26 protein-coding genes are annotated in these 22,137 nt (G+C 43.7%); 17 read left to right on the top strand and 9 right to left on the bottom strand.

Annotated elements, in window-relative coordinates:
- The first annotated feature begins 63 nt into the window (after nt 1-63).
- Nucleotides 64-1,008 carry an NADP-dependent oxidoreductase gene (locus tag CTT30_RS15865; RefSeq protein WP_252037079.1) on the top strand — a complete coding sequence of 315 codons (945 nt, stop codon included), beginning with the start codon at nt 64-66 and terminating at the stop codon, nt 1,006-1,008.
- Between the two features lie 60 nt (nt 1,009-1,068).
- On the opposite strand, the gene CTT30_RS15870 is transcribed toward CTT30_RS15865, so the two are convergent.
- Nucleotides 1,069-2,334, bottom strand: a complete 1,266-nt coding sequence (locus CTT30_RS15870) for a RidA family protein (protein ID WP_252037080.1) — start codon at nt 2,332-2,334, stop codon at nt 1,069-1,071.
- Between the two features lie 549 nt (nt 2,335-2,883).
- On the opposite strand from CTT30_RS15870, the gene CTT30_RS15875 reads away from it, so the two are divergent.
- Nucleotides 2,884-3,789 (top strand): EamA family transporter, encoded by a 906-nt coding sequence (locus CTT30_RS15875; protein ID WP_252037081.1) that lies wholly within the window; start codon nt 2,884-2,886, stop codon nt 3,787-3,789.
- A 76-nt stretch (nt 3,790-3,865) separates the two neighbouring features.
- Here the strand turns inward: CTT30_RS15875 and CTT30_RS15880 are convergent, their stop codons facing one another.
- Nucleotides 3,866-4,006, bottom strand: a complete 141-nt coding sequence (locus tag CTT30_RS15880; RefSeq protein ID WP_239835760.1) for an entericidin EcnAB — start codon at nt 4,004-4,006, stop codon at nt 3,866-3,868.
- Between the two features lie 242 nt (nt 4,007-4,248).
- On the opposite strand from CTT30_RS15880, the gene CTT30_RS15885 reads away from it, so the two are divergent.
- The 9 genes from CTT30_RS15885 (at nt 4,249) to ahcY (ending at nt 12,412) form a co-directional block, all read left to right on the top strand.
- Complete coding sequence (locus tag CTT30_RS15885) at nt 4,249-4,560, top strand: ArsR/SmtB family transcription factor (protein ID WP_239869435.1); 312 nt, start codon at nt 4,249-4,251, stop codon at nt 4,558-4,560.
- A gap of 97 nt (nt 4,561-4,657) precedes the next feature.
- The gene (locus CTT30_RS15890) at nt 4,658-5,044 is read left to right on the top strand and encodes an MAPEG family protein (RefSeq protein ID WP_239875024.1); all 387 of its coding nucleotides are present in this window, start codon (nt 4,658-4,660) and stop codon (nt 5,042-5,044) included.
- Nucleotides 5,044-5,568 carry a DNA mismatch repair protein gene (locus CTT30_RS15895; RefSeq protein ID WP_252037561.1) on the top strand — a complete coding sequence of 175 codons (525 nt, stop codon included), beginning with the start codon at nt 5,044-5,046 and terminating at the stop codon, nt 5,566-5,568. Before CTT30_RS15890 ends, CTT30_RS15895 begins: the two co-directional genes overlap by 1 nt.
- Before the next feature lie 230 nt (nt 5,569-5,798).
- On the top strand, nt 5,799-6,386 hold the full coding sequence (locus CTT30_RS15900) for a TetR/AcrR family transcriptional regulator (protein WP_171747777.1): 588 nt from the start codon (nt 5,799-5,801) through the stop codon (nt 6,384-6,386).
- Between the two features lie 116 nt (nt 6,387-6,502).
- Nucleotides 6,503-7,351, top strand: coding sequence for an alpha/beta hydrolase (locus CTT30_RS15905; RefSeq protein WP_252037082.1), 849 nt, complete (start codon nt 6,503-6,505; stop codon nt 7,349-7,351).
- Between the two features lie 161 nt (nt 7,352-7,512).
- Nucleotides 7,513-8,901, top strand: coding sequence for an SLC13 family permease (locus CTT30_RS15910; protein ID WP_252040113.1), 1,389 nt, complete (start codon nt 7,513-7,515; stop codon nt 8,899-8,901).
- A 531-nt stretch (nt 8,902-9,432) separates the two neighbouring features.
- On the top strand, nt 9,433-9,939 hold the full coding sequence (locus CTT30_RS15915; RefSeq protein WP_252037083.1) for a cupin domain-containing protein: 507 nt from the start codon (nt 9,433-9,435) through the stop codon (nt 9,937-9,939).
- Nucleotides 9,936-11,120, top strand: coding sequence for a multidrug effflux MFS transporter (locus tag CTT30_RS15920; protein WP_252037084.1), 1,185 nt, complete (start codon nt 9,936-9,938; stop codon nt 11,118-11,120). Before CTT30_RS15915 ends, CTT30_RS15920 begins: the two co-directional genes overlap by 4 nt.
- An 8-nt stretch (nt 11,121-11,128) precedes the next feature.
- Nucleotides 11,129-12,412 carry an adenosylhomocysteinase gene (gene ahcY / locus CTT30_RS15925; RefSeq protein ID WP_252037085.1) on the top strand — a complete coding sequence of 428 codons (1,284 nt, stop codon included), beginning with the start codon at nt 11,129-11,131 and terminating at the stop codon, nt 12,410-12,412.
- A gap of 66 nt (nt 12,413-12,478) precedes the next feature.
- On the opposite strand, the gene CTT30_RS15930 is transcribed toward ahcY, so the two are convergent.
- The 3 genes from CTT30_RS15930 to CTT30_RS15940 form a co-directional block, all read right to left on the bottom strand.
- Nucleotides 12,479-12,817 carry a sensor histidine kinase gene (locus tag CTT30_RS15930; RefSeq protein WP_252037086.1) on the bottom strand — a complete coding sequence of 113 codons (339 nt, stop codon included), beginning with the start codon at nt 12,815-12,817 and terminating at the stop codon, nt 12,479-12,481.
- Entirely contained in the window at nt 12,818-12,964 is a 147-nt protein-coding gene (locus CTT30_RS15935; protein ID WP_252037087.1) for a hypothetical protein, read from the bottom strand.
- Nucleotides 12,965-13,076: 112 nt separating this feature from the next.
- Nucleotides 13,077-13,214, bottom strand: coding sequence for a hypothetical protein (locus CTT30_RS15940; RefSeq protein WP_252037088.1), 138 nt, complete (start codon nt 13,212-13,214; stop codon nt 13,077-13,079).
- 242 nt (nt 13,215-13,456) lie between these two features.
- Between CTT30_RS15940 and CTT30_RS15945 the strand changes: the two genes are divergently transcribed.
- Nucleotides 13,457-13,708, top strand: a complete 252-nt coding sequence (locus CTT30_RS15945) for a DUF3081 domain-containing protein (RefSeq protein WP_019277322.1) — start codon at nt 13,457-13,459, stop codon at nt 13,706-13,708.
- A gap of 47 nt (nt 13,709-13,755) precedes the next feature.
- On the opposite strand, the gene maoP is transcribed toward CTT30_RS15945, so the two are convergent.
- On the bottom strand, nt 13,756-14,112 hold the full coding sequence (gene maoP, locus CTT30_RS15950; protein ID WP_239835772.1) for a MaoP family protein: 357 nt from the start codon (nt 14,110-14,112) through the stop codon (nt 13,756-13,758).
- A gap of 192 nt (nt 14,113-14,304) precedes the next feature.
- Between maoP and CTT30_RS15955 the strand changes: the two genes are divergently transcribed.
- Both CTT30_RS15955 and CTT30_RS15960 read left to right on the top strand, forming a co-directional pair.
- On the top strand, nt 14,305-15,198 hold the full coding sequence (locus CTT30_RS15955) for a LysR family transcriptional regulator (protein ID WP_252037089.1): 894 nt from the start codon (nt 14,305-14,307) through the stop codon (nt 15,196-15,198).
- A gap of 105 nt (nt 15,199-15,303) precedes the next feature.
- The gene (locus tag CTT30_RS15960) at nt 15,304-16,641 is read left to right on the top strand and encodes an IS4 family transposase (RefSeq protein ID WP_252040114.1); all 1,338 of its coding nucleotides are present in this window, start codon (nt 15,304-15,306) and stop codon (nt 16,639-16,641) included.
- 58 nt (nt 16,642-16,699) lie between these two features.
- Here the strand turns inward: CTT30_RS15960 and CTT30_RS15965 are convergent, their stop codons facing one another.
- Nucleotides 16,700-16,903 (bottom strand): hypothetical protein, encoded by a 204-nt coding sequence (locus CTT30_RS15965; protein ID WP_239835774.1) that lies wholly within the window; start codon nt 16,901-16,903, stop codon nt 16,700-16,702.
- 154 nt (nt 16,904-17,057) lie between these two features.
- Here CTT30_RS15965 and CTT30_RS15970 point away from each other — a divergent pair, with 154 nt between their 5' ends.
- The 3 genes from CTT30_RS15970 to CTT30_RS15980 are packed head-to-tail and all read left to right on the top strand — an operon-like array spanning nt 17,058 to nt 19,266.
- Nucleotides 17,058-18,422, top strand: a complete 1,365-nt coding sequence (locus tag CTT30_RS15970; protein WP_252037090.1) for a DNA-3-methyladenine glycosylase 2 family protein — start codon at nt 17,058-17,060, stop codon at nt 18,420-18,422.
- Nucleotides 18,419-18,910: a methylated-DNA--[protein]-cysteine S-methyltransferase gene (locus CTT30_RS15975; protein ID WP_239869479.1), complete on the top strand. Its 492-nt coding sequence runs from the start codon at nt 18,419-18,421 to the stop codon at nt 18,908-18,910. Before CTT30_RS15970 ends, CTT30_RS15975 begins: the two co-directional genes overlap by 4 nt.
- Before the next feature lie 26 nt (nt 18,911-18,936).
- Nucleotides 18,937-19,266, top strand: a complete 330-nt coding sequence (locus CTT30_RS15980) for a hypothetical protein (protein WP_370689727.1) — start codon at nt 18,937-18,939, stop codon at nt 19,264-19,266.
- 62 nt (nt 19,267-19,328) lie between these two features.
- Here CTT30_RS15980 and nhaD read toward each other — a convergent pair whose 3' ends face one another.
- Both nhaD and CTT30_RS15990 read right to left on the bottom strand, forming a co-directional pair.
- Nucleotides 19,329-20,762, bottom strand: a complete 1,434-nt coding sequence (gene nhaD / locus CTT30_RS15985) for a sodium:proton antiporter NhaD (protein ID WP_252037091.1) — start codon at nt 20,760-20,762, stop codon at nt 19,329-19,331.
- Nucleotides 20,763-20,949: 187 nt separating this feature from the next.
- On the bottom strand, nt 20,950-22,107 hold the full coding sequence (locus CTT30_RS15990; protein ID WP_252037092.1) for a hypothetical protein: 1,158 nt from the start codon (nt 22,105-22,107) through the stop codon (nt 20,950-20,952).
- Nucleotides 22,108-22,137: the final 30 nt, after the last annotated feature.

Consider the following 22,137-nt stretch of genomic DNA (forward strand, 5'->3'; position numbering starts at 1 on the left):
TTAGAAGAAATAGCTTATTCGTTGAATACTGAAGCTGTACTCATCACAGATAAGGAAAAAGTTATGAAAGCAGCATTCATCAAACAATATGGAGACGCGGTAAAACTCAACATTGGTCAGTTGGATCAACCAGAAATTTCAGCGAATCAGGTATTGATAAAAGTCGCGGCTTCTGGAGTCAACCCTGTGGATTTTCATATACGTAACGGCATGATGGCGGACTCTGGTGCTCACACTCTTCCACTGATTCTAGGTTGGGATTGTTCTGGGGTGGTTGTGCAGGTTGGGACAGAGGTTGATGGCTTGGAGCTGGGCGATAAAGTGCTGTCATTTACGACTATTGCTGAGCAGGGGACTAATGCGGAATACGTCGCTGTGAACGCGGATTTGGTCGTACTAAAGCCTGAGCGGATGAGCTTCATCCAAGCCGCGGCTTTACCATTGGCTTCTGTGACGGCATGGCAAGGTTTGCATACCCATGCTGGCATTAAGCAAGGACAAACGGTTCTCATTCATAATGCTTCAGGAGGTGTCGGATCTTTCGCTGTACAAATCGCAAAAGCAGCAGGCGCCCATGTTGTGGCGACAGCCTCCGACATTAAATTGGAATATGTAAAGTCCCTAGGGGCTGATGAAGTGTATAGCGAAGCACAAACGGATTGGCACTCTTCGATGAGATACGATATCGCCTTTGTTGCTAAGGGGGGTATGGATTTGCTTCATCGAACGGTGCCCTGTGTGAAGGCGGGTGGCCGAATTGTTTCAACGTTTGATGAACTCTCTGAAAGTGATGCTGGCACCAATGGTGCAACGTTCACAAGAATGTGGGTTGAAAACAACGCTGATGATCTTAATAAGGTACTTGCTCTGTTCAATGAGCATCAATTAACTATCCCGATAGATACGGTTTATCCACTTGAGGACATTCAGCTCGCTCATAAACGCTCTGAACAATACAAAGCTGTAGGAAAGATTGTTCTGACGGTGGACTCTAAGCTGAAATATTGACTCGAACGTAAGAAAGCCGACGGTCTCAGTCGGCTTTCCAATCATCGTTTATCTTATTGTTTAACTTCGAGGGGGCGTCCCTTCTCCGTTAGAAACGACGACGTCGATCTGCACATCGGCATTCATCGCGATGTCTGAAACGCCAATGACGGTTCTTGCTGGTAGCTCTCTTTCAAAAAACGACGAGTAAATGTCGTCTATAAGGTGCAGATCTTTGATGTGACGTAACTGAATATTTACTTTTACAATGTCATCCATCACATGATCAATACTTTCAATAATGGCTTTAATGTTGGTCAAGCATTGCTGTGTTTGTTCCTCAATACCACCCGCAACCAACTGGTTTGTTGTAGGATTGACAGGCAACTGAGCCGAAATGTGGTTGTAGTGAGAAAACGCCACTGTGTGAGTGTGTAGTGCATTGAAAGGAGCGCCGTCAGTATTGTGTGCTCGAATGACAATACCATGTCTGTCTTCAACTTCTTGCGGTGGGGTACCGTCTCCATGGGAAACCACCACATCCATCTGAACCAGAGCCCCCATTGGTAAAGAAGTTGCAGAAACAATGGTTCTGGCTGGCATATAAGCCACACTACGGGCAATCGCTGAGTCAGGGAAGAAGGTTGTGTAAACGTCATCGATGGCGTCGAGATCGGCCAAGTTGGTCAGATAGACTCGAACATTGACGATATCATCAAACGGCACATCGATGTTTTCCATTACGGCTTTTAGGTTCTTCAAACATTGCTGTGCCTGCGGCTTTACTCCTCCAGACACTAAGCTGCCTGTTGTTGGATCGACAGGTAATTGGGCTGACAGGTTATTGTAATGAGAAAAGGCCACGGTATGAGTCGAATAAGGGTTCAGTGGGGCGACTTCGGTGTTTCTTGATAACTTAACAAGGTCGCATGGGGCTTGCGGATCGGTACCTTCTCCGTTTGAAATGAGGGCGTCCATCTGAATAAGGGCATCACTCAAAGGCAAGTCTGAAACAGCCAGTGCCGTACGAGCTGGCAGTGATTGCTTAAAGTAACTGGCGTAAACTTCATTGACAACGTCTAGGTCGTCCATGCTTTTGAGGAATATGTTGATTTTGACCACATCTTCCATACTGTGATCGATACTTTCAACGATGGCTTTAATGTTTTCAAGACACTGCTTCGCCTGCTCTGTGATGCTACCTGTAACAACGTCCCCAGTTTCTGGAATGATGGGTAATTGGGCCGATAAGTTGTTGTAGTGGGAAAAGGCCACGGTTTGTGAAGAATGTGCATTGATGGGTGCACGCTCGGTGTTTTTGGAAACTTTAATAATACCGCCATTCATGTCAATTTCTATCCTTTTAGGTTGTCCATAGATATCTTTGTATCTTTGGCAGGGTTAATGTTGTTGGATGAAAGTGACGAGATAGTAGGTGAATAGTCAGTGGGTAATTGTGATAAAAATCAAAATCCACTTTGCCGACCAGGAAATTTAAAAATAGGATATTTATTCGCTAATCGATTAATTATCCAGAAATAATTATTCCTGCTGGGAGTGACTCTGGTTTTAACTGAAATGTTTCAACCCCAGTGAATAGCTAATCCGTTTTAAAATTATTTAGGAGTCGACATTTCTCTCTGTTCTGGTAGTGAGCTCACAAGAATCTTGCTTTCGAGCCCCTTTAGCTATTTTGAGGGTGTTGTTTATTCCCAAATAGACGCATAAATACTATCCAATAGTGCTGAATAAAGCTGTCATGGAATCGCTTGGAGGTTACGACAATGGAGGTGGAGGCTCTGTATTTGATGGGGTTCGATAGAAAATCTGAGATAAAAAGATAAACTGGGCGTATATTAACGCTTGGCAGAATAATAAGAAACGACAGAGGTGGGAATGGATTTCAAAAGTCTGATTGGTGTGGTTTTAGTTGTGTTGATTTGGGGGTTAAACTTTTCTGTTATTAAGTTCGGCCTCGAAGAAATCCCACCGATTTTATTTTCTGGGCTGCGGTTTCTTGTAGTGGCTATACCTGCGGTATTTTTTATTCCATTCCCTAAAACCTCAATTTGGAATGTGCTTGGTGTCGGCGTATTTTTAGGTGTCCTTAAATTTAGCTTTCTATTTGTGGCAATGGAGTCTGATGTTTCAGCGGGGCTTTCCTCGCTATTACTGCAAGCTCAGGTTGTGTTCACCATTTTGCTCAGTGTATTGCTGTGGAAAGAGTCACTAAATCGGTTTCAATTATTCGGTATGGTACTCGCTTGTATTGGATTTAGTTTCTTCTTCTACACCGCGGGAGGCAATGCAACGACATTAGGGATAACGCTTATTCTATGTGCCGCTGGATTTTGGTCAGTCTCCAATCTGATCATGAAACGAATGGGCGATGTGAACTTACTGCATTTCATGGTTTGGGTGAGTTTGATTCCTCCAATTCCGTTGTTCTTAGTTTCTTGGCATTTCGAAACAAACCAACCTGTATCGCTGTTATTAGCAACGACAGAAAAATCTTGGTTGTCTTTGCTGTACGTTAGCTATATCTCAACTTTGGCTGCTTTTGCTTTGTGGGGCTGGCTACTGAAAAACTACCCAACCGCAGTTGTTACACCTTTTGCGTTATTGATACCTGTAGTGGGTATTGTCGGCTCAAGCCTACTTTTGAATGAACAATTGAGTAACTTAGAAATGCTAGGAGGGGCACTGATTTTATTTGGTTTATCAGCTTCAGTGTTAGGCTCTCGGCTTTATACCTTCATATCCCAGCGCATAAAATTAAAGGGAGTGACACAGCGGCTTTAACTCCCCTAGGGCATACCATTTCTATTCTTGTATCAGACAGTGCCTCTGAGCGCTGGCTTTGAGAAAGGACGTCGATTTACTCTTCAGCGGTGGCTTCGTGAATGGCTTGCTTAGTGTCATCCCATACTTGCGATGAATCCTCTTTGACACCTTGCCATGTGTTAGAACAACCACCAATCAGTAGTACCATCACTGTCGCAATCAATGAAACTCTCATTTTTTATCCCTTAATGAACACATTATTGTATGACTATATCAAAAATGAGCAGAGTAAGGGGGAACTCTATATCAGATTTCCTTCCCGAAAACGAAGTGAATGAACGAACTTTGTGCAGGTCGATGAAAGTGTAACCACACAAAAGTAGATTGGCCTTTCTAAGGAGATGGCGAGCGTTGAAAAATGCATATATTTCGATTATTTTAGAAATATAACTTTTGTGCTTTTGTGTAGGGGGAGTAATGGAGCTGGGAGTTGTTGCAAAGGCGTTGAAAGAATTGGGCCACCCAACGCGCCTGTCTATCTATAAAAGAGTGGTCAAAGCAGGGTATCAGGGAATTGCTGTTGGCGCTATCCAAGAGGAGTTGGCTATTCCAGGTTCAACGTTATCTCATCATATCTCTAGCTTGGCGTCGGCGAATTTAATTAGCCAGCGTCGTGAAGGTAGAACGCTTTATTGTGTAGCAGAGTATCAGTGCCTTGAAGGTGTGATTAGCTTCTTACAAGATGAGTGCTGTGCTGATGAACGTTGCGAGCCAGGTTTTAAAACTTGAGCTCATCTAGCCTATTTATCAGTGCTTTTTAATAGATTTTCTCCATAACTTCTGAAATTATTCTCTACAATAATCAGAGTTACAGGGAGAAATACTTATGATTACAGCGCTTTACGCATCGATATTAGCTGCATTGATGATATGGCTATCGATACAGGTAATCAAGCAGCGTCGCAGTTCTAAGGTTGCTTATGCAGATGGCGGAGTGAGTGCCCTGCAGGTGGCTCGCAGTGCTCAAGGCAATGCGATGGACTATATCCCAATCACTTTGTTTTTAATGGCGATGGTTGAGTTTAACGGTGCTAGCCCTTGGATGATCCACTTGGCTGGGATTGTATTTGTGATTGGCAGGGTTATGCACGCTAAGGCGGTATTAGCTGAGAAGCTCAAAGGTCGAATTACCGGTATGAAGCTGACCTTTTTGGTGATGGCCGTGCTTATCATCCTTAACCTCGTTTATCTGCCATTTGGGAAATTATGGTAGTGCCTTTCAAAGTTCCACCAGCATGGTCGTTAGTTCTGGTAGGTCTTATTCTCAACATACTCGCAATAGTTATGTCGAGTGTGGTGTTGGATAGGTTGAGTGCACAGATCGCGGCGCTTGCAGAGCAGAAAGACGACAACCTCTATTCGATTCAACTCGCGTGGAACAGTGTCGAAACTTTGGAGCGTAAACGCGAAGCGATTTTGCTGCACCTCAGTCAGGTTGGCGAAAACAAGATCGATGACGCCTTACAAACTGCGCTGCAAGGCCCACTCAGTGCTTGGTTAGGTGGAAGCGTTCCGCCGATCAGCCGCGAAAATCTGAGTCCATTAATGATGCAAATTAATCAGGCTCAAAAGAGCTATCGTAATCAAATAGATGAGTACTATTTGAAAAACCTTGGTCTTTCTGAAGTCATGGCAGAATTAAATGAAAAAATTGCTTGGTACAAAAACATCGGTTTGTTTTTACAAGTCTTTGGCCTGACTTTGATTCTGGCGCGAGACTTGGACAGAAAACCCTGATTAAACAAAAGCGCCTCCATTATGGCCATCAATCCAGTGATATTTATCATCAAAATTCATAGACGGCTCCTAGGTCAAACAACTTGGGCTTTCACGGGATATTGAGCTAGTAAGTCTCGGCTCTACATATATTACATTCTTACGGTGAATTTTTGTTTGTGTAGATATTTATAGATTGCAAAAAAGTACGAACGTGCTAAAAATAACAAGAGTGAATAAGTGAGAGTATGATGAGCAAAGGTAAAGTAACCCGAGACAATATCCTGAGTAAGGCATTTGAATTGGCGAGCGAGAACGGGTTGGAAAGCCTGACGATCGGTGAGTTGGCCAAGCAATGCGGTATGTCGAAAAGTGGTTTGTTTGCTCATTTTAACTCCAAAGATAACTTACAGATCGCGGTTTTGGAGCATGCGAACCTGATTTTTACCCAACGGGTGATTGCACCAGCGAGAGAGCAAAGCGCTCTTCGTCAGGAGCAAAAGATTCGTACTCTGCTGGATAATTGGCTTGGTTGGAATCATTCATTTCAGGGCAGCTGCATGTTTTTGGATGCATGGAAAGAGACCAATCCAGAAGCGAACCCAACGCAACAAGCATTGAAAAAAACCATCGCGACTTGGGTCGAGTACTTGAGAATTCAGGTCGCAAAAGGGGTAGAAAATGGTGAGTTTCGCCAAGATCTTGACCCGAAGCAGGCCACGTTTGAGTTGTATGGTTTGTATTTAAGTGCTCACCTGTTCTATTCGATTCACGGAGAGCACGAGAGCTACCAACATTTCTGGCAAGGTGTTGAACGCATGATGACAAGCTGGAAATAAGCATTTAGCTGGCTGAGCCATTAGTCTGAATGAGAACTAGGCTCAGCCAATAATTTAACTAAAAATAGCACGGTCGTTCGCTTTTTAGTGAGGCGAACCCGAAAAGGATAACGACCATGAGTGAGAAGATTTATTTTAATACCTCGAACAAGTTTAGCGTTAAGAAGAGTTTGGTTAACCTGACGACACGCTTGCATCATACGTTGGCACCGAGTCACGCAAAGCAGACGGCTCGCAAATTGCTGCTGACGCCAGCGAGAACGAAACCAAAGAATGTTCAACCGGAAGGCTTAGTCATGGGTGAAGTTGAATCTAAAGAAGGGCCGCTTAAGACCTATCAACTCGGTCAAGGCCCGGTTTGGGTGCTCACTCATGGTTGGTCTGGTACAGCGAGCCAGTTCTTCCCATTGATGGAGCATATCGCTTCACAGGGCTATACCGCACTGGCGTATGATCATCCCGGACATGGTGAAAGCGGCGGCTTATACGGGCATATTCCGGCGTTTGTACACGGTTTGGAGGCAATTCTTGATAGCGTTGATGAAGTGGCAGGTTTAGTGGGCCACAGTATGGGAACTGCTTCAGCGATTGAGTGCCACCATCAGAAATTGGTCGACAAGCCATTACTGCTTATCGCTCCGGTATTGGATTACCTTGATAACCTGTTTGGCAGCGTCGCTCGCTCAGGCTACTCAATGCGTTTGTTTAGTGCGGTAGTCTCTGAAGTGGAGGAGCAATACCGCTATCCGATTCAGTCGATTGACCCCTACAACAAACTGAAATTACGCCAGTCGAAAACCATCATAGTGCATGACGAAGGGGATAAATTTACTAAGTTCTCTGTATCGCAGAAGGCGGCACAGGACATGGAAAATGTCACCTTGGTCGCGACTCAGGGACAAGGCCATGGCAGAGTAATGAAATGCCCTCAAGTTATGCAAGGTTTTGATGAATTGATTGCATAATAGACAAATTGGCTATAAATAAAACTCCATTTATTTCATTGTGTTAACAGGGTTAACCTTGTTTTTGATATGGTTAACAATTTCGAAATGAAAAATATTTCCTCATGAGCTTATGTGGGACCATTTGCATTGCCATCTGGCCCTCATGAGGAAATATAATAATGAATAGAAATGATAGTGTTCCATTGCCCACAAACACTCGGGAGTGGCTGTTAAACCGCAACAGCCTGATTGTTCTCGCCAATATCGCCTTATTCGCGACCCTCTACTTTACACTGCCCTTCGAACCTCAGGTCGTTCTTGGTCTGAGCATGTTAACGTTTATCGCCATCCTTTGGCTCACTGAAGCACTGCATGTAACCGTTACCGCTATTTTGGTGCCTGTAATGGCAGTTTTGTTTGGTGTGTTTGATACTCAAACGGCCCTAAATAATTTTGCTAATTCCATCATCTTTCTGTTTCTTGGTGGTTTTGCATTGGCTGCGGCGATGCACCGTCAGGGGCTAGATAAAGTCATAGCCGATAAAGTGTTGCTCATCGCTAAAGGAAAGATGAGTGTCGCGGTCTTTATGCTGTTTGGTGTGACTGCAGCGCTGTCAATGTGGATCAGTAATACCGCGACCACTGCGATGATGTTGCCGTTAGTGCTGGGTGTTTTGAGCAAAGTGAATTCCGAAAGTGGCCACAAAACTTATGTGTTTGTCCTGCTTGGGATCGCTTACAGCGCCAGTATCGGCGGTATCGCGACCATCGTTGGCAGCCCACCAAATGCCATTGCAGCAGCAGAGGTGGGTCTGAGTTTTACAGATTGGATGAGCTTTGGCCTACCGACTGCCATCATCTTGCTGCCTATCGCTGTCGCTGTGCTGTTTATGGTGCTTAAGCCAGATCTGAAAGGTCAGTTTGAACTTAACCATGAACCAGTAAACTGGGATAAAGGCAAAATTGTTACCTTGGGCATTTTTGCTGTAACGGTTTGTCTGTGGATTTTCAGTAAGCCAATCAATGCGTTGATTGGCGGGTATGCTAAGTTCGATACAGTTGTCGCTTTGGGTGCGATTGTTGCGGTTAACTTTGCTCGCGTGGTGCATTGGAAAGATATCGAGAAGACGGCAGACTGGGGAGTGCTGTTGTTGTTTGGTGGTGGTATCTGCCTGAGCAACGTGCTTAAAGCAACCGGTACCAGCGTTTTCTTAGCCAACGGTTTGAGTGAGTTAATTTCACACCTAGGCATCTTCTTCATCGTTGCAGTGATCGCTGTATTTGTAGTCTTCCTGACCGAGTTCGCCAGTAACACCGCTAGTGCGGCGCTGCTTATCCCCGTATTTGCAAGCGTGGCAGAAGCATTTGGATTATCGCCAGTGGTACTGTCTGTATTGATCGCCGTAGCGGCATCTTGTGCCTTTATGTTGCCTGTCGCCACCCCACCCAATGCTATTGTGTTTGGCTCTGGGCATGTTCAGCAAAGTGAAATGATGCGCGTCGGCCTGATCCTCAATATCGCGTGTATTGTCGCACTTACCTTTATCGCCATGACATTCTGGGCGTAATAGAAAGGGAGCTGTTGAAAGCTCCCTTTTTATCTCTGATTAAGATTTCTTCAATTTAACCTTCTCTCTAAGCCATTGCCTCAGTTGAATGGCTCATTCTGTTGCCAATCTACAATGGAACACAATGGTTGCTTATAGCGTGTCGCAGTGTCTGAATTCGCATCAACGATTGATTGTCATCATCAGAAACTGGCCCAAATGCAATGACTATAGAGTGCTTTGGTATTGAATTTTGCTTGGTTGCGAGCCCATTTAAGCTAACCAATGCGTTCATATAGCTGGTAGCCTCCGAGGTGGACGAGCGATGTCGTTATCCGACAGTCAATGCTATATAAAGCATCATTCTAATAATGGTGAGTAGGGTTTAGAGCATGTATTGTCTTCTAATTAACTCTTATAAGTATAATTGTAATTTAATATCCTCATTAATGTTTGAAGGCTCACATTACATGAAGGTGGGTATGATTTATATTTGTAGTTTATATATATGTAAATATAATTCATCGCCCTGATTAATAAGAATTAAAGATTATGCCTTCAGAAGTTAAATATTTAGTTGATAAGTTCAATTTAAAACCACATCCAGAGGGGGGGTATTTTTCTGAGAATTATCGTTCAGAAGAAATATTAGACTGCCCACCAGAGAGGTTCAGTGGTAAGCATGTTTATAAAACATCTATATATTATCTTTTAGAAAAAGAAAATGTTTCGATGTTCCATCGATTAAAACAAGATGAATTGTGGCACCATTATACTGGTTGTAGTGTTATCCTACATATTCTTGATCCAAATAAAGGCTATCAGAAATTAGATCTGGGATGTTCTCTTAGCCACTCTGATGCTGCTTATCAGGCTTTGGTTCCCAAAAATGTATGGTTTGCTGCTGAGCTAAAAGATAAGTCCAAGTTTTCTTTAGTGGGATGTACAACGTCTCCTGGCTTCGAATTCTCTGACTGGGAGCTAGCGAATAAAGAAGAGCTAATGAATTATTTCCCTGAGAAAATAGAACTGATATCAAGAATTATGGGGCAAGCATGAGTACATTAAACCATAAAATGGTTTTACCGTTATTAATGGTATTTATGGTGTTGAATTCAATGCCAATTGATATTTATTTGCCAGCAGTAAAAACAATTTCTGAAGATTTGTCTACTTCTGTAAATAATGTTCAATTAGGGATATTTCTTTACATGATAAGCATGGGGCTTGGGCAGCTAATACTAGGCGCGAAGTCAGACAAATACGGAAGAAAGCCTGTTGCTATATTTTCACTTATCGTTTATGTAGCTGCATCAGTGTTGGCAAGTGTCTCTACCAGTATTGAAATGTTAATGGTAAGCCGGTTGCTACAGGGGTTTGGTGCTTGTGGGTGTGCTGTAACCGCACTGGCAGTGGTTAGGGATATTTACGATGAGTCCGAAAGTGCTCGTATATATTCGTTGTTAAATGGAGCGCAAAGCTTAGTACCTGCACTGGCTCCTTTGTTAGGTGGATTTATTGCTGTTAGTTTTGGCTGGCGATACTGCTTTATTTTACTTTCAGTAATGTCGATTACTACTTTATTATTCTCATGGAGTCGAATGGTAGAGACAAACACCGTATCTGGTAGGGCAGAGTATAATCGAAGTTACGCTAGTATTGTTACTAATAAAAGATTCCTTACTTACGCATTGGCATCAATGTCTTCCATGGCATTCATTGTTCAGTACGTAGTTAAATCTCCAGTATTACTTATTGACAACCTAGGTCTAACACCAACCGTGTTTTCTCTAGTATTTGGCGGAAACGCATTGCTAATTATTTTAGCATCCTATTGTGCGACTAAGGTTATTAGTCGTTATTCACCTAAGGTTACATGTAACTTGGGTTTGACGTTTCTTCTTATCGCTTCAGTGCTATTTTTATTGATACCTAACCCGGAAAATATTTATATTTATTTAGTTATTGTTTCAGTAGGTAGCTTTGGTTTTTCATTTTGTTTAGGAAGTGCTATCGGTTTGGCTCTTTCTCCATTCCCTGATTGTGCAGGAAAAGCTTCAGCAGTGCTAGGCTTCATGCAGTTTACGCTGACTTCTGTTGTAGGAATTATCGTTGGTATGTTATTCCCAACTGGAGCTCATTCAATTTCAATCACAGTGGCTTGCTTTGCTCTGCTAAGTATTCTCGCAAGTCTATTTTTTAGAAAACCTACCTCAAGAGCTACTCAGTATAGCCAGTAAAATACGTCATGAAATATAAAATAAAAAATATTGAACAGGGCATTGAAGGCCAAAATAATATCAATCTAGCTTTTTACGAAATGCCGGGACTTTCTCAAATAGTAGAGGAACTTCGTACCGATAAACCACTTACAGGGGCACGTATTGCTGGGTGTCTTCATATGACTACAGAAACTGCCGTGTTGATTAATGCACTTACTGACTTAGGTGCAGATGTACGTTGGTGTTCGAGTAATCGTTTTTCCACTTGTGATGCGGCAGCTGCCGCTATCGTTGAGAATGGTGTCCCTGTCTTTGCTTGGTACGGCCAGTCAGAGGAAGAGTTTAACTGGTGTAAAGAACAAGTTTTAAAAGGTGATCCGAGCTGGACTCCAAATATGATTTTGGATGATGGTGCAGAACTGACGTCTTATCTTTCAGAGCAACACCCAGAAATGTGGGAAGGGATTCGAGGTATTACTGAAGAAACGACATCCGGCCTTTTTGAGTTGAATAAGCTTGAAAAGATGGGGGAACTGTATTCTCCGGCTATCGTCGTCAATAACTCTATTACTAAATCAAAGTTCGATAATATCTATGGCTGTCACGAGTCTCTCGTTGATGCCTTAAAAGCAGCAACAGGAATGCTACTCGCAGGAAAGGTAGCGACGGTTATAGGTTATGGTGATGTTGGTAAAGGTTGTTGCCGAGCACTGCGGGGCAACGGGATGCGCGTTCAGGTTGTAGAAGTAGATCCTATTTCAGCGCTACAAGCCAGTATGGATGGCTTTGAAGTTGTAAGTATGGATCATGCCTGTAGTAACTCTCATATATTTGTTACTGCTACTGGTAATAGGCATGTTATTGATACTAAACACTTTAAATTTATGAGGGATAGGGCTGTATTATGTAATATGGGCAACTTTAACGATGAAATTGACGTGGAGACACTAAACTCTCTCCCTCGAACCGAATTAACTACAACGCTCAGTAGCTACAAGGTTTCCAGAGATAAGTCGATCTTTTTAGTGGGCAATGGGGCTCCAGCAAATTTAGCTTGTGTTGGAGGGCATTCTAGTTTCGTCATGTCAACCTCCTTTTCCAATCAACTATTGGCTCAGATAGAACTCTGGTGCAGAGCAGAAGACTATGCGCCTGGGGTGCACTCGATTCCGAGGACGCTAGATGAGCAGGTTGCACGTTACCACTTAGAGCACCTTGGAGCTAAGTTAAGTGTTCTTTCTGAAGAGCAAGCCCAGTTTATCGGTGTGTCTACGAATGGTCCCTTCAAGCCAGACTTTTACCGCTATTAGACTTTGGCCACTTCTTGATGAAGTGGCTTTTCCATCCTAAAGTCAAGACTATTAAAGCATCCTCTCTCAGTTTTCTCCTTTTCGTATTGCTGACACTTTTAACCTAACCTCCACCTTCAGGCCTCGCTGGTGGTTGAGAGTTGCGTTACTGAACTTAACTTCGCCGGACATTTTTTCTATGGCACTGGTGACGAAACTTAGCCCCAATCCATTGCCCTCTGTTGAGCGGCTAGCTTCCTGCCTGAAGAACTTTTGACCGAGCTTAGTTAAGCCCTGCGCTTCCACGCCGCCACCCTGATCGGTAATGGTCAATGCGGTGTGACCATTATCTGCATAAGTAGTGATTTCAATGCTTCCCTCCGTTGGGGAGAATTTTACTGCGTTACCAATCAGATTACATAACACTTAAAGCAGCAGCTCATCGTTTGCCATGACTTGTAAATCGGGCATTAGATTTAGCGTCAGGTTGAGTGTTTCGCTACCTCGTTTAAGACGGTTGATTCTCAGCAGCGTATTAAAGGCGTGGATCAGTTTTCCGAGTGTGACTTCCAAATCAACCAACTGAGGGTTAGGATAGGTGTCTCTTTATCACTGGAACGAATCGCTTTCACCATTTGTAAGCCGTCGACTTCCGGCATCATGCGGTCGGAAGTTGACGTCGTAGTCAGACTACATGACCCTGATAAGGGCCAGCTTGCCATTTTCGACGACGTCTATCTGATCCGCTTTGGCTCTCGCCTGCCATTGCTGGTGTGATCATAGTGAGTGAAAGGCAAATGAAAGCAAGAGATGATTTAAACATAGTATAATCCTCGATCTGTAAGGGATATTGTGTTGACCCAGACAAGATTACGTGATGGACCTAAATCCCTTCTGACCTGAACATTACAAATAATTCATCTAACTGTTCTTGCGGGCGATGAATATTTTTGGGCTATACGCTGAAAGATAAATTGCTGAACTTTTGACTTTGCTCAAGGTCTACAATGGCGAAAAGTAGACGTGTTACCCATACTTAAGAGGTATAACCACGGAGAGCAAGTGATGAAAAACGAACTCGACCCGACCAAAATACTTCACGCGTACGAGACGGTGATGGCAAATGGGACGCCGACTGAATACGGCAAGATGTACGAAGGAGTAGAAGCCTTCTCGGACTACGATGGGTACAGTGTGTATCTGCGTGGTAATGGCGTTGAGCTTAAGATTGGCTTCCACAATACTTATCATTTGGAATACGATCAGGAGCACTTGCGAGACACTTTCCTCAAGAAAGTCGCCACACTCGCGAAATAATGTCTTAGTTAAAATGAAAGCCCCGAGGAATGGGGCTTTGTTTATTGTTAATCTTCTTCGGCCAAGCTGACCTCTTCAGAATAATCCTCACTGGCATCAGGCTTATTACGACCATTGAGGGTGTGGAAGCGCTTTCGACCACGTGCTAACTGCACGTACTTCAGCCAGACTCGCTCCAGTTTTGACTTCGCTTTACCTGGGTTTTCTATCACCTTAAGAAAATGCTTTTCTTCCGCATTTTCAGGTTCAAGTATCCCCATTTCCAAACCCTGCATGGTATCCCCATAAAGCGTTAGGATTTCCTCTTCTGCAAGCGTAAAATCTCCAGACTTGGCAAAGCCGCGTGGAAATTTTGTGTTGTCATAAAAACGTTTTTTGCCGTGACGAAATAGAGTGTCAGACATTTTGGTAGCCTCTATAAACCTACTGGGTTGAACTAAAACGAAAAGTAGGCGTAAATTTAACAAAAGAAAAACAAAACCTTTTTATCGTTTCAATTAAACACTTTTATGAACGTTAGGTAACAGTTTGTTTAATGGGAAAATAAGTGAAATCCATTATGGTTAGCCTTTATCGCCCTTAACTGAGGTATTTCGATGGACGTCAAAGTCTTTAAAACATTTTTAGAACTGGCCAATGTACGTCACTTCGGACGTGCGGCCGAGAACCTGTACATCACACAGGCAGCAGTGAGTGCACGCATTAAACAGTTAGAAAGCTATTTTGATACCCAGCTGTTTATTCGCGATCGAAACAACATTAAATTAACGTCATCGGGTGAGCGTCTGGTGAGTTATGCAGACGTCATGGTAACGACACTGCAGCAAGCAAAGTTAGAACTATCACTGGAAAATGGAAAAGCATTACAACTGACGATGGGCGGGACGCCAAATATTTGGGATGCCTATTTGCAGAACTGCTTGAGCATTGTGACAGACTCTTTCGGTGGTTACGGCTTTATCGCTGAAGTGATGGGACGCGAAGCTCTCAATCGCAGCTTGCAAGAAAGAACCCTTGATATGGCATTTGCATTTGACCAGATAAAAGCAGATGAGCTGCATTGTAAAAAGGTGGCTGATATCGTTTTGGTATTGGTGTCAACGGAGGAACATACATTACAAAGTGTATTTGAGGATAAATATGCTTATGTTGATTGGGGAACCAAGTTTGCGTCAGAGCACGCTGAGCGACATCCTAAAATTCCTGCGCCTTATCTAAGAACATCAACAGCACGTATTGCAATGGATTTCATCCTTGAAAAGGGAGGAAGTGCTTACTTACCTGTATCGTTAGTTGAACCGTTTATTACAAGTGGTCAGCTATATAAAGTAGCGGGTGTTGAGGATTGGCACCGACCTATCTACTTAAGTTATCGCAAGGCGAGTTCATCCGTAGAAGCGATCAGACAGGTTGAGGAGTTAGTCAAAGATATCGACCCTATAACAGCCTACTCTTTACAGCAAATGGCTGACTTGCCACTTGATGAATAATAAACAAGGCCTCGGTATACCGCAATGTAGATCAGATAAGGATCGGTTGACCGATCCTTCTGATGAGAGACAATCGGAAATCTGTTTATAGGTTTCCGATTTTTTATGTCTATTCAACACTTCTTTGCCGACTTCCTTGAAGAAAACCCTGTTGATGTTGCCCAACTCACCACCTTTTCTGAACACATTCCCGATGCGTGGGTAGCTAAAGCAGCCTCACTGTCCGATAAAGCGACTATCCGTCGACGCCGATTACCGAGCGATATGGTGTTGTGGCTGATTGTGGGTATGGCTTTTTTCCGCAATGAACCCATTGCCGAAGTCGCTCGAAGAATGAACGTCTGTGCTGACGGTTTGGCTGATGAAGAGCTATTGGCAAAGAGCGCCTTAACCCAAGCAAGACAACGCTTAGGCAAAGCAGCACCCGAATGGCTGTTTAAGCAATGTGGGAAAACGTGGGGACTTGAGCGATACCCTGATGATACATGGCAAGGCTTACAAGTTTTTGCTGTCGATGGCGCTCTTTTTAGAACGGCTGACACACCAGAATTGAGGGAACATTTTGGCTCTGGAAATACGTCTAGCAACAGACAAACACCTCATCCAGTATTGAGAGTTGTGACTATGATGAATGTTCGCTCTCATGTCATCGTTGATGCGGCGATAAGCCCGTATCGCCGAGGTGAAATTCCTCTAGCGATGCCTTTCATCAACGCTCTACCAGACAACTCAGTGACGTTACTGGATAAAGGTTTTTATGGTGCAGATTTACTCCTTTCTCTGAAAAACAGTGGAATAAATAGACACTGGCTTCTCCCTGCAAAGAAAGGAGTCAAATATACTCTACTGGATGATAAAGAAAGCAGTGACATGCTTGTGGAGATGAAGGTCTCACCGCAAGCTCGTAAAAAGAATCCTCGTCTTCCAGAAAAATGGACAGTCAGAGCCGTCAGTTATGAGGTTCAAGGTAAATCCAAAACGGTGTTTACCTCGCTTCCTAGAGAGCAGTATGACGCCCAATCTGTGGCAGAGCTTTATCATGAAAGATGGGAAATCGAATTAGGTTATCGTGACATCAAGAGCTCAATGCAACACAACGCTTTAGTACTGAGAAGCAAAACAGTCGAACTCGTCTATCAAGAGCTGTGGGGGTTATTACTTGGTTATAACTTGGTGAGACGAGAGGCTAGTCAAGCTGCCGTTGAACACGGACGCTTACCTAATGAAATCAGCTTTAAGTACGCTTGCCAATTTATAGCCAGCCAGCTCAAAATGATGAGTAAAGCGGTGTCTTTAGGTAACACGCCGAAACGCTTAAAGAGCCTTCGAGGAGATTTATCTATCCTCTTTATAGACAAACGCCCTAAGCCAAATCGGCCTAGGGCGGTAAAAATATCAAAGACCCGATACCCTGTTAATCGCTACGCGGCTCCTCTTAAGTGAACTACGTTGTCGGTATACCGAGGCCTTTACCTTTATAGACTCGTTGCAAAGTGAGGATTTACAAATCCATCAAACTTTCAATCGACTCTTCAACTGATAGGTTGTGATAAGAACGTATGGTTTGGCCATCGGTTGCATCAATCAAAATATTGTTGATGCTGGATGCACCGTGTTGTTCGATCACGTTGAGGCTTTGCTCGACGCTATCATATGTAAGGGTGAGATTATCTTTTAGCACTATTGTGCATGTGTGCAGGTTCATAGCCAACTTCCTTATTATTTATTTGATCTGCAAATCTAACTCTAGAAGATTTTAAACTGATAGTAAATTCGATTAACTTCCGAAAATGGCTAGTATTAAATTGTGAGCTAATTAGACTCTTGTTAAGGGTTTGAAAGATAGTAGGAATGAGAGTGTGAATGGACTTCCATCAATAACACTGCAAGAGTGTCAAAGTGCTCGTCAGGCAAGGGATGCGCGCTTTGATGGACGCTTTTATGTTGCAGTCAAAACGACAGGCATTTTCTGTCGTCCTATCTGCCCAGCAAATCTGCCCAAAGAAGAAAATGTCGAGTATTTTGTAGAGAAGGCACAAGCGCTTCAAGCGGGTTATAGACCTTGTTTGCGCTGCCGCCCTGACAGCGCGCCTAGTTCTTGGGCATGGAAAGGGGTAGAGACTACTTTTCTTCGGGCGTTGAAAATGATTGAGCATGGTGAACTGCAAAATCACAGCCTGAGTGAATTGGCGGAGCGGCTTGGTATCAGCGATCGGTACTTGAGGCAGCTTTTCCAAGACCACCTTGGAATGGCGCCTAAGCAATACGCGCTATACCATCAACTGATGTTCGCCAAGCAACTGCTTCACTCCAGCTCTATGTCTGTCACAGATATTGCTTTTGCAAGTGGTTTTAAAAGTGTGCGCCGATTTAATGATGCGTTTAAGCAGGTCATTAAACTAACGCCCACACAAGTGAGAAAAGAGCAAACGGTGATGACCGTGGAAAATAGTTATATTGATTTGGCTTTCAAAGGCCCTTTGGATTGGCAGCATATGTTGGATTTTTACCGTATGAGAGCCATTGAAGGTTTAGAGCGGGTGAGTCATGAAAGCTACCAGAGAAAATTTGATCTCGAAGGTACGAGAGGCTGGTTTTCGATTCGGTATCATAAGCCCGGAGTTATGCGGGTCGAATTTGAGTTATCTGATACCCGTCGCTTGAAGGCGTTAGTTAACCAGTTACGCAGAATGTTTGACTTAGATACGGATATTTTAACCATAGAACAAAAACTGAACTCGATTAGCCCTAACTTGATAATACGGAGTGGAATTCGTATTCCGGGAGTTTGGAGCACTTGGGAAGGTGGAATCAGGGCGATTCTCGGCCAACAGGTATCGATCAAGGCTGCGATTGGGCAGTTGAATTTGCTGGTTCAAACCTTACAGCCTGAAGAGGTGACGCATTTTCCTACTCCACAAGAAGTCGCCTTAGCGGACCTTTCTTTTTTGCGTATGCCGCACAGTCGTAAAGAAACATTAGCGCGCTTTGCACGGTTTATGGTCGAACAACCACAAGCAAACTTAGAACAATGGCTGGATGTCAAAGGGATTGGGCCATGGACAGTCAACTATGCGAGGCTAAGAGGAGAATCAGAGGCCAACTGCTTCCTTGATGGAGACTTAGTCGTGAAAAAAGCCCTGAGTCAATTTCCTGAACTGAACATTGAAAGTGTATCTCCATGGGGGAGTTACGCCACATTCCATTGCTGGAGCCACGCATGAACAAAAGCTACACCACTTTTAAGACGCCATTAGGACAAATGACTCTTCAGGCGAATGAGCAAGGTTTGTTGGGCGCTTGGTTTGAGACTCAGACCACACAACCTGAAGAGTTAGGCAAAAACGATAAAGATCATCCTATACTTATTAAAGCAATCAAACAGTTACAAGAGTATTTTTCCGGTAGTCGTAAGGAATTTGAGCTACCATTAGCAGCAGAAGGGACTATATTTCAGCAACAGGTGTGGGAAGCATTAACCACAATACCGTTTGGTGAAACATGGAGTTATCAGCAGCTTGCCGATGCGATAGGCAACCCAAAAGCGGTTAGGGCCGTGGGGTTGGCAAACGGTAAGAACCCTATTTCGGTGATTGTGCCTTGCCATAGAGTGATAGGTAAAAGTGGTAAGTTAACGGGCTACGCGGGCGGGCTGGAAAGGAAAGCAGCATTGTTGAAAATAGAGCATTGGGAACCTGAGGAATGCGGTTAAAACAAGGAATAGTCTCCTTGCTAGCAATGTTCATGCTGCAAGGATGTTTTGAAGAAAAACTTGAACGAATGATCAATCAGCAAACCTATGAGTTTGAAGGAGTATATGAAAATTTATACTCACAAGATTTGCTGTTGTTCAAAGATGCAATGGTCACCATTAGTCGTGTGGGGGCTCCAGAAATTACGAAACCTTTCTCAGTCGAGGATAATTTTCTCACTATTACGATGCGTAATAGCTCAAAGGAAAAGAGAGACGATATCGTTATGCGTATCCATGGGGATAAAGAAGCATTAACGTGCAGTGTATGTGCGAAGTATCAATTGGCGAGTGTCTGGCAGCGCCGGTTAGATTGATCGTTAAGGTGAAACCCCAGAAGGGCAGCATATTTGCTGCCCTTCTTTGGTAAACAGTATCGTTAAAAGAGGGCTGAGTTGAGCATGAGGTGCAGCGCGATACTTGCAGCATAACCAATACCTATTACGGGAGCCCATTTGAGGTGCCCAAAGAAAGTATATTTACCATGTGCGGCGCCCATCAGAGCGACACCCGCAGCAGAACCAATCGAGAGTAAGCTACCACCGACACCCGCAGTTAGGGTTACCAGTAACCAGTTGCCCATTGACATTTCTGGCTCCATGGTTAAAACAGCGAACATGACGGGAATATTATCGACGATGGCAGACAGGATCCCGACCATTACGTTGGCCCAAATTGGATCCCATTGGCTGTACATGACTTCTGACACTAGGCCTAAATAACCGAGTAAACTTAATCCTCCAACACACATGACGACACCATAGAAGAAAAGTAACGTATCCCACTCTGCATGAGATACTCTTCTAAACACATCAAATGGTACAACAGACCCCAGTCTTTTTAAGGCAAGATCATCTCGGTTTGCAATCGCAAGTGCAGCTTTTTTATGCAGAGAAGCTTTGAGTGTTTTACGTAGGAAGAAGCCAAAGAATTGAAGGTAGGCTAAGCCCATCATCATCCCAATCACTGGTGGGAAGTGCAGTACGGCGTGGAAAGCGACAGCTGTGGCAATAGTTAGAATGAATAATCCCACAATTCGGCGTGCCCCGCGTTTAAGTTCTACGTGCTGGTGGACAACATCCGGTGTGGTGATCGGCACAAACATCGACATAATAATCGCAGGCACGAGATAATTAGCAACGGAAGGTAAGAATAAGGGCATAAACTCAGAGAAAGAAACATAGCCGGCTTGCCACACCATCAATGTCGTAATGTCTCCAAATGGACTAAATGCTCCACCAGCATTGGCAGCGATAACGATATTGATACACGCTAGGTTGATGAACTTGGGGTTATTACCCGCGACTTTCATGACCACAGCGCACATCAATAAAGCTGTTGTGAGGTTATCGGCAATGGGGGAAATAAAAAATGCCAGAATACCTGTTAGCCAGAATAGCGACTTGTAATTAAAGCCTTTTCCGACCATCCAAGCTTGCAGTGCGTCAAACAGCCGCCTCTCTTCCATAGCGCTGATATAGGTCATGGCGACGAGTAGGAAGAGCAACAGCTCAGCGTATTCCAATAGGTTATGTTCGAGTGCTGATTTGGCAACTTCGATTTGCCCGTGTTGCGAGTACACATAGCCAATCATGGCCCATATTAAACCAGCGGCAAGCAGGACAGGTTTAGATTTCCTCAATGACAGGTATTCTTCTAACATCACCAATGCATATGCACAGGTGAAAATCAGAATAGCCACATAGCCAATGGTTGATTGAGTTAATGGTAAGGTTTCATGTGTGTTGTTGGCTGCAAAAGTCGAAAAGGGAAGCAATAAAAGGGCGACAAAAGCGGACCACTGCAATTTCATACTTTCATTCCTTGAAAAGAAGTGCGTTGTTATGGTGGCTCTATTCTAAAGAGGTTTTGATTATTGGTATGTGAGATAGGTTTGATCTGCTTGAATTATCGCCAGTTTCTCTCAAAAAGGCATTCTAGTCATTGAGTTGGCAAAGCTCTTGGTGCCCCTCAACACGTATGTTGAGGGGGATTAGTATTTACTTTTGAACTACGACTAACTGATACACAGCAGCGCCTTCATAGTAGCCTCCGCTTTTCGGACGTAGTGATGTTGCCATCAACAAACTTGTGTTAATACCAAACCAGCCTGCCAAGTAATTTTCAGGATCATTGAATTCATCATTAAGGTCATAAATGTTACCTTTACTGTCCCAAAGTACCGGTCTTAGGAATAAGTCGTCCCCACCTGGGAAGTTGGATGAAGTTGCCCCTGCAATGTAGTCATTTTCTAGTACGTGTGTGGCTCTTGTTCCACCATAGGTCGACTCTTCCATAGGCAGTCTTTGCTGTGAGTTGATGCTATATCTCCAAGGGCTTGCATAGCTGACACGATCAACGCCTGCAATAAGACCGGAGTTGTTTACTGCGGTTGCAAGTGTGCCCCAAGGGTAATCACTTTGCTCGAGTATGATTTGGTTTTTTTGACCTTTTTTATCCCAGTAAGTGGCGGTTTCATTGTTGATTTCATCGCTATAACTACTACCAACCACTGTGCCTTTGTTGTTATTATCAGTGGCTTCAGAAATGACATTCTCAGACGTATTTTCTAGGATCTCTAAACCTGATTTCTCATCCCAACGCCAAGCCAGTGTGGCACGCTCCCCTGCTGGACCAGGAAAGACTGCTGTTCCTACAAGCTGCCCATTCTCGTTTATATTAATGTTATCCTGCCCCATTTGTTGCGCTGACCCCAGTTCATTTTCTTCAATAAACTGTTGGATTGGTAGATCAACTTCATCTTGTAAACTTTGGATGTCGCCTTTGTTTGTCCAAATTGCAGAGTAGCAAGAGTTGGCATCACAGACTTTAGCGGTGGCGTCACCATTATTGTTAATATCCTTTGGATCTGAGCTAATGATGTCTTCTGTAATAAGCCATTCGACGCCTTTACTTTCACTCCAGCGATACATCGCTCGTGAGGAAAAGTCAGGTAAATCTGGCCAAGTGGAATTTGAGTCTACAAAACCAATAACCTGATTACTCTCACTCACGACTCTTGGGAAGTCGGGAATATCTGAGACTTTTTTAAATTCAAAAGAGATGCGGTTTGGTTCTGTCGTTTGAACCTGATAATTCGCCATAGCGAATGAAGAGATAAAAGGTGCAATAGCGATAGCAACACCGAGCATTTTCATTGTGTTCTTCCTTGTGTTTTATATGAACTT

It is taken from the genome of Vibrio coralliilyticus (assembly GCF_024449095.1).
In the GTDB taxonomy this organism is placed as follows: domain Bacteria; phylum Pseudomonadota; class Gammaproteobacteria; order Enterobacterales; family Vibrionaceae; genus Vibrio; species Vibrio coralliilyticus_A.

Coding starts and splice junctions, on each gene's coding strand:
- CTT30_RS15865 (WP_252037079.1), top strand. CDS start 64: ATGAAAGCAGCATTCATCAAACAATATGGAGACGCGGTAAAACTCAAC.
- CTT30_RS15870 (WP_252037080.1), bottom strand. CDS start 2,334: ATGAATGGCGGTATTATTAAAGTTTCCAAAAACACCGAGCGTGCACCC.
- CTT30_RS15875 (WP_252037081.1), top strand. CDS start 2,884: ATGGATTTCAAAAGTCTGATTGGTGTGGTTTTAGTTGTGTTGATTTGG.
- CTT30_RS15880 (WP_239835760.1), bottom strand. CDS start 4,006: ATGAGAGTTTCATTGATTGCGACAGTGATGGTACTACTGATTGGTGGT.
- CTT30_RS15885 (WP_239869435.1), top strand. CDS start 4,249: ATGGAGCTGGGAGTTGTTGCAAAGGCGTTGAAAGAATTGGGCCACCCA.
- CTT30_RS15890 (WP_239875024.1), top strand. CDS start 4,658: ATGATTACAGCGCTTTACGCATCGATATTAGCTGCATTGATGATATGG.
- CTT30_RS15900 (WP_171747777.1), top strand. CDS start 5,799: ATGAGCAAAGGTAAAGTAACCCGAGACAATATCCTGAGTAAGGCATTT.
- CTT30_RS15905 (WP_252037082.1), top strand. CDS start 6,503: ATGAGTGAGAAGATTTATTTTAATACCTCGAACAAGTTTAGCGTTAAG.
- CTT30_RS15910 (WP_252040113.1), top strand. CDS start 7,513: ATGAATAGAAATGATAGTGTTCCATTGCCCACAAACACTCGGGAGTGG.
- CTT30_RS15915 (WP_252037083.1), top strand. CDS start 9,433: ATGCCTTCAGAAGTTAAATATTTAGTTGATAAGTTCAATTTAAAACCA.
- CTT30_RS15920 (WP_252037084.1), top strand. CDS start 9,936: ATGAGTACATTAAACCATAAAATGGTTTTACCGTTATTAATGGTATTT.
- ahcY (WP_252037085.1), top strand. CDS start 11,129: ATGAAATATAAAATAAAAAATATTGAACAGGGCATTGAAGGCCAAAAT.
- CTT30_RS15940 (WP_252037088.1), bottom strand. CDS start 13,214: ATGTTTAAATCATCTCTTGCTTTCATTTGCCTTTCACTCACTATGATC.
- CTT30_RS15945 (WP_019277322.1), top strand. CDS start 13,457: ATGAAAAACGAACTCGACCCGACCAAAATACTTCACGCGTACGAGACG.
- maoP (WP_239835772.1), bottom strand. CDS start 14,112: ATGTCTGACACTCTATTTCGTCACGGCAAAAAACGTTTTTATGACAAC.
- CTT30_RS15955 (WP_252037089.1), top strand. CDS start 14,305: ATGGACGTCAAAGTCTTTAAAACATTTTTAGAACTGGCCAATGTACGT.
- CTT30_RS15960 (WP_252040114.1), top strand. CDS start 15,304: ATGTCTATTCAACACTTCTTTGCCGACTTCCTTGAAGAAAACCCTGTT.
- CTT30_RS15965 (WP_239835774.1), bottom strand. CDS start 16,903: ATGAACCTGCACACATGCACAATAGTGCTAAAAGATAATCTCACCCTT.
- CTT30_RS15975 (WP_239869479.1), top strand. CDS start 18,419: ATGAACAAAAGCTACACCACTTTTAAGACGCCATTAGGACAAATGACT.
- CTT30_RS15980 (WP_370689727.1), top strand. CDS start 18,937: ATGTTCATGCTGCAAGGATGTTTTGAAGAAAAACTTGAACGAATGATC.
- nhaD (WP_252037091.1), bottom strand. CDS start 20,762: ATGAAATTGCAGTGGTCCGCTTTTGTCGCCCTTTTATTGCTTCCCTTT.
- CTT30_RS15990 (WP_252037092.1), bottom strand. CDS start 22,107: ATGAAAATGCTCGGTGTTGCTATCGCTATTGCACCTTTTATCTCTTCA.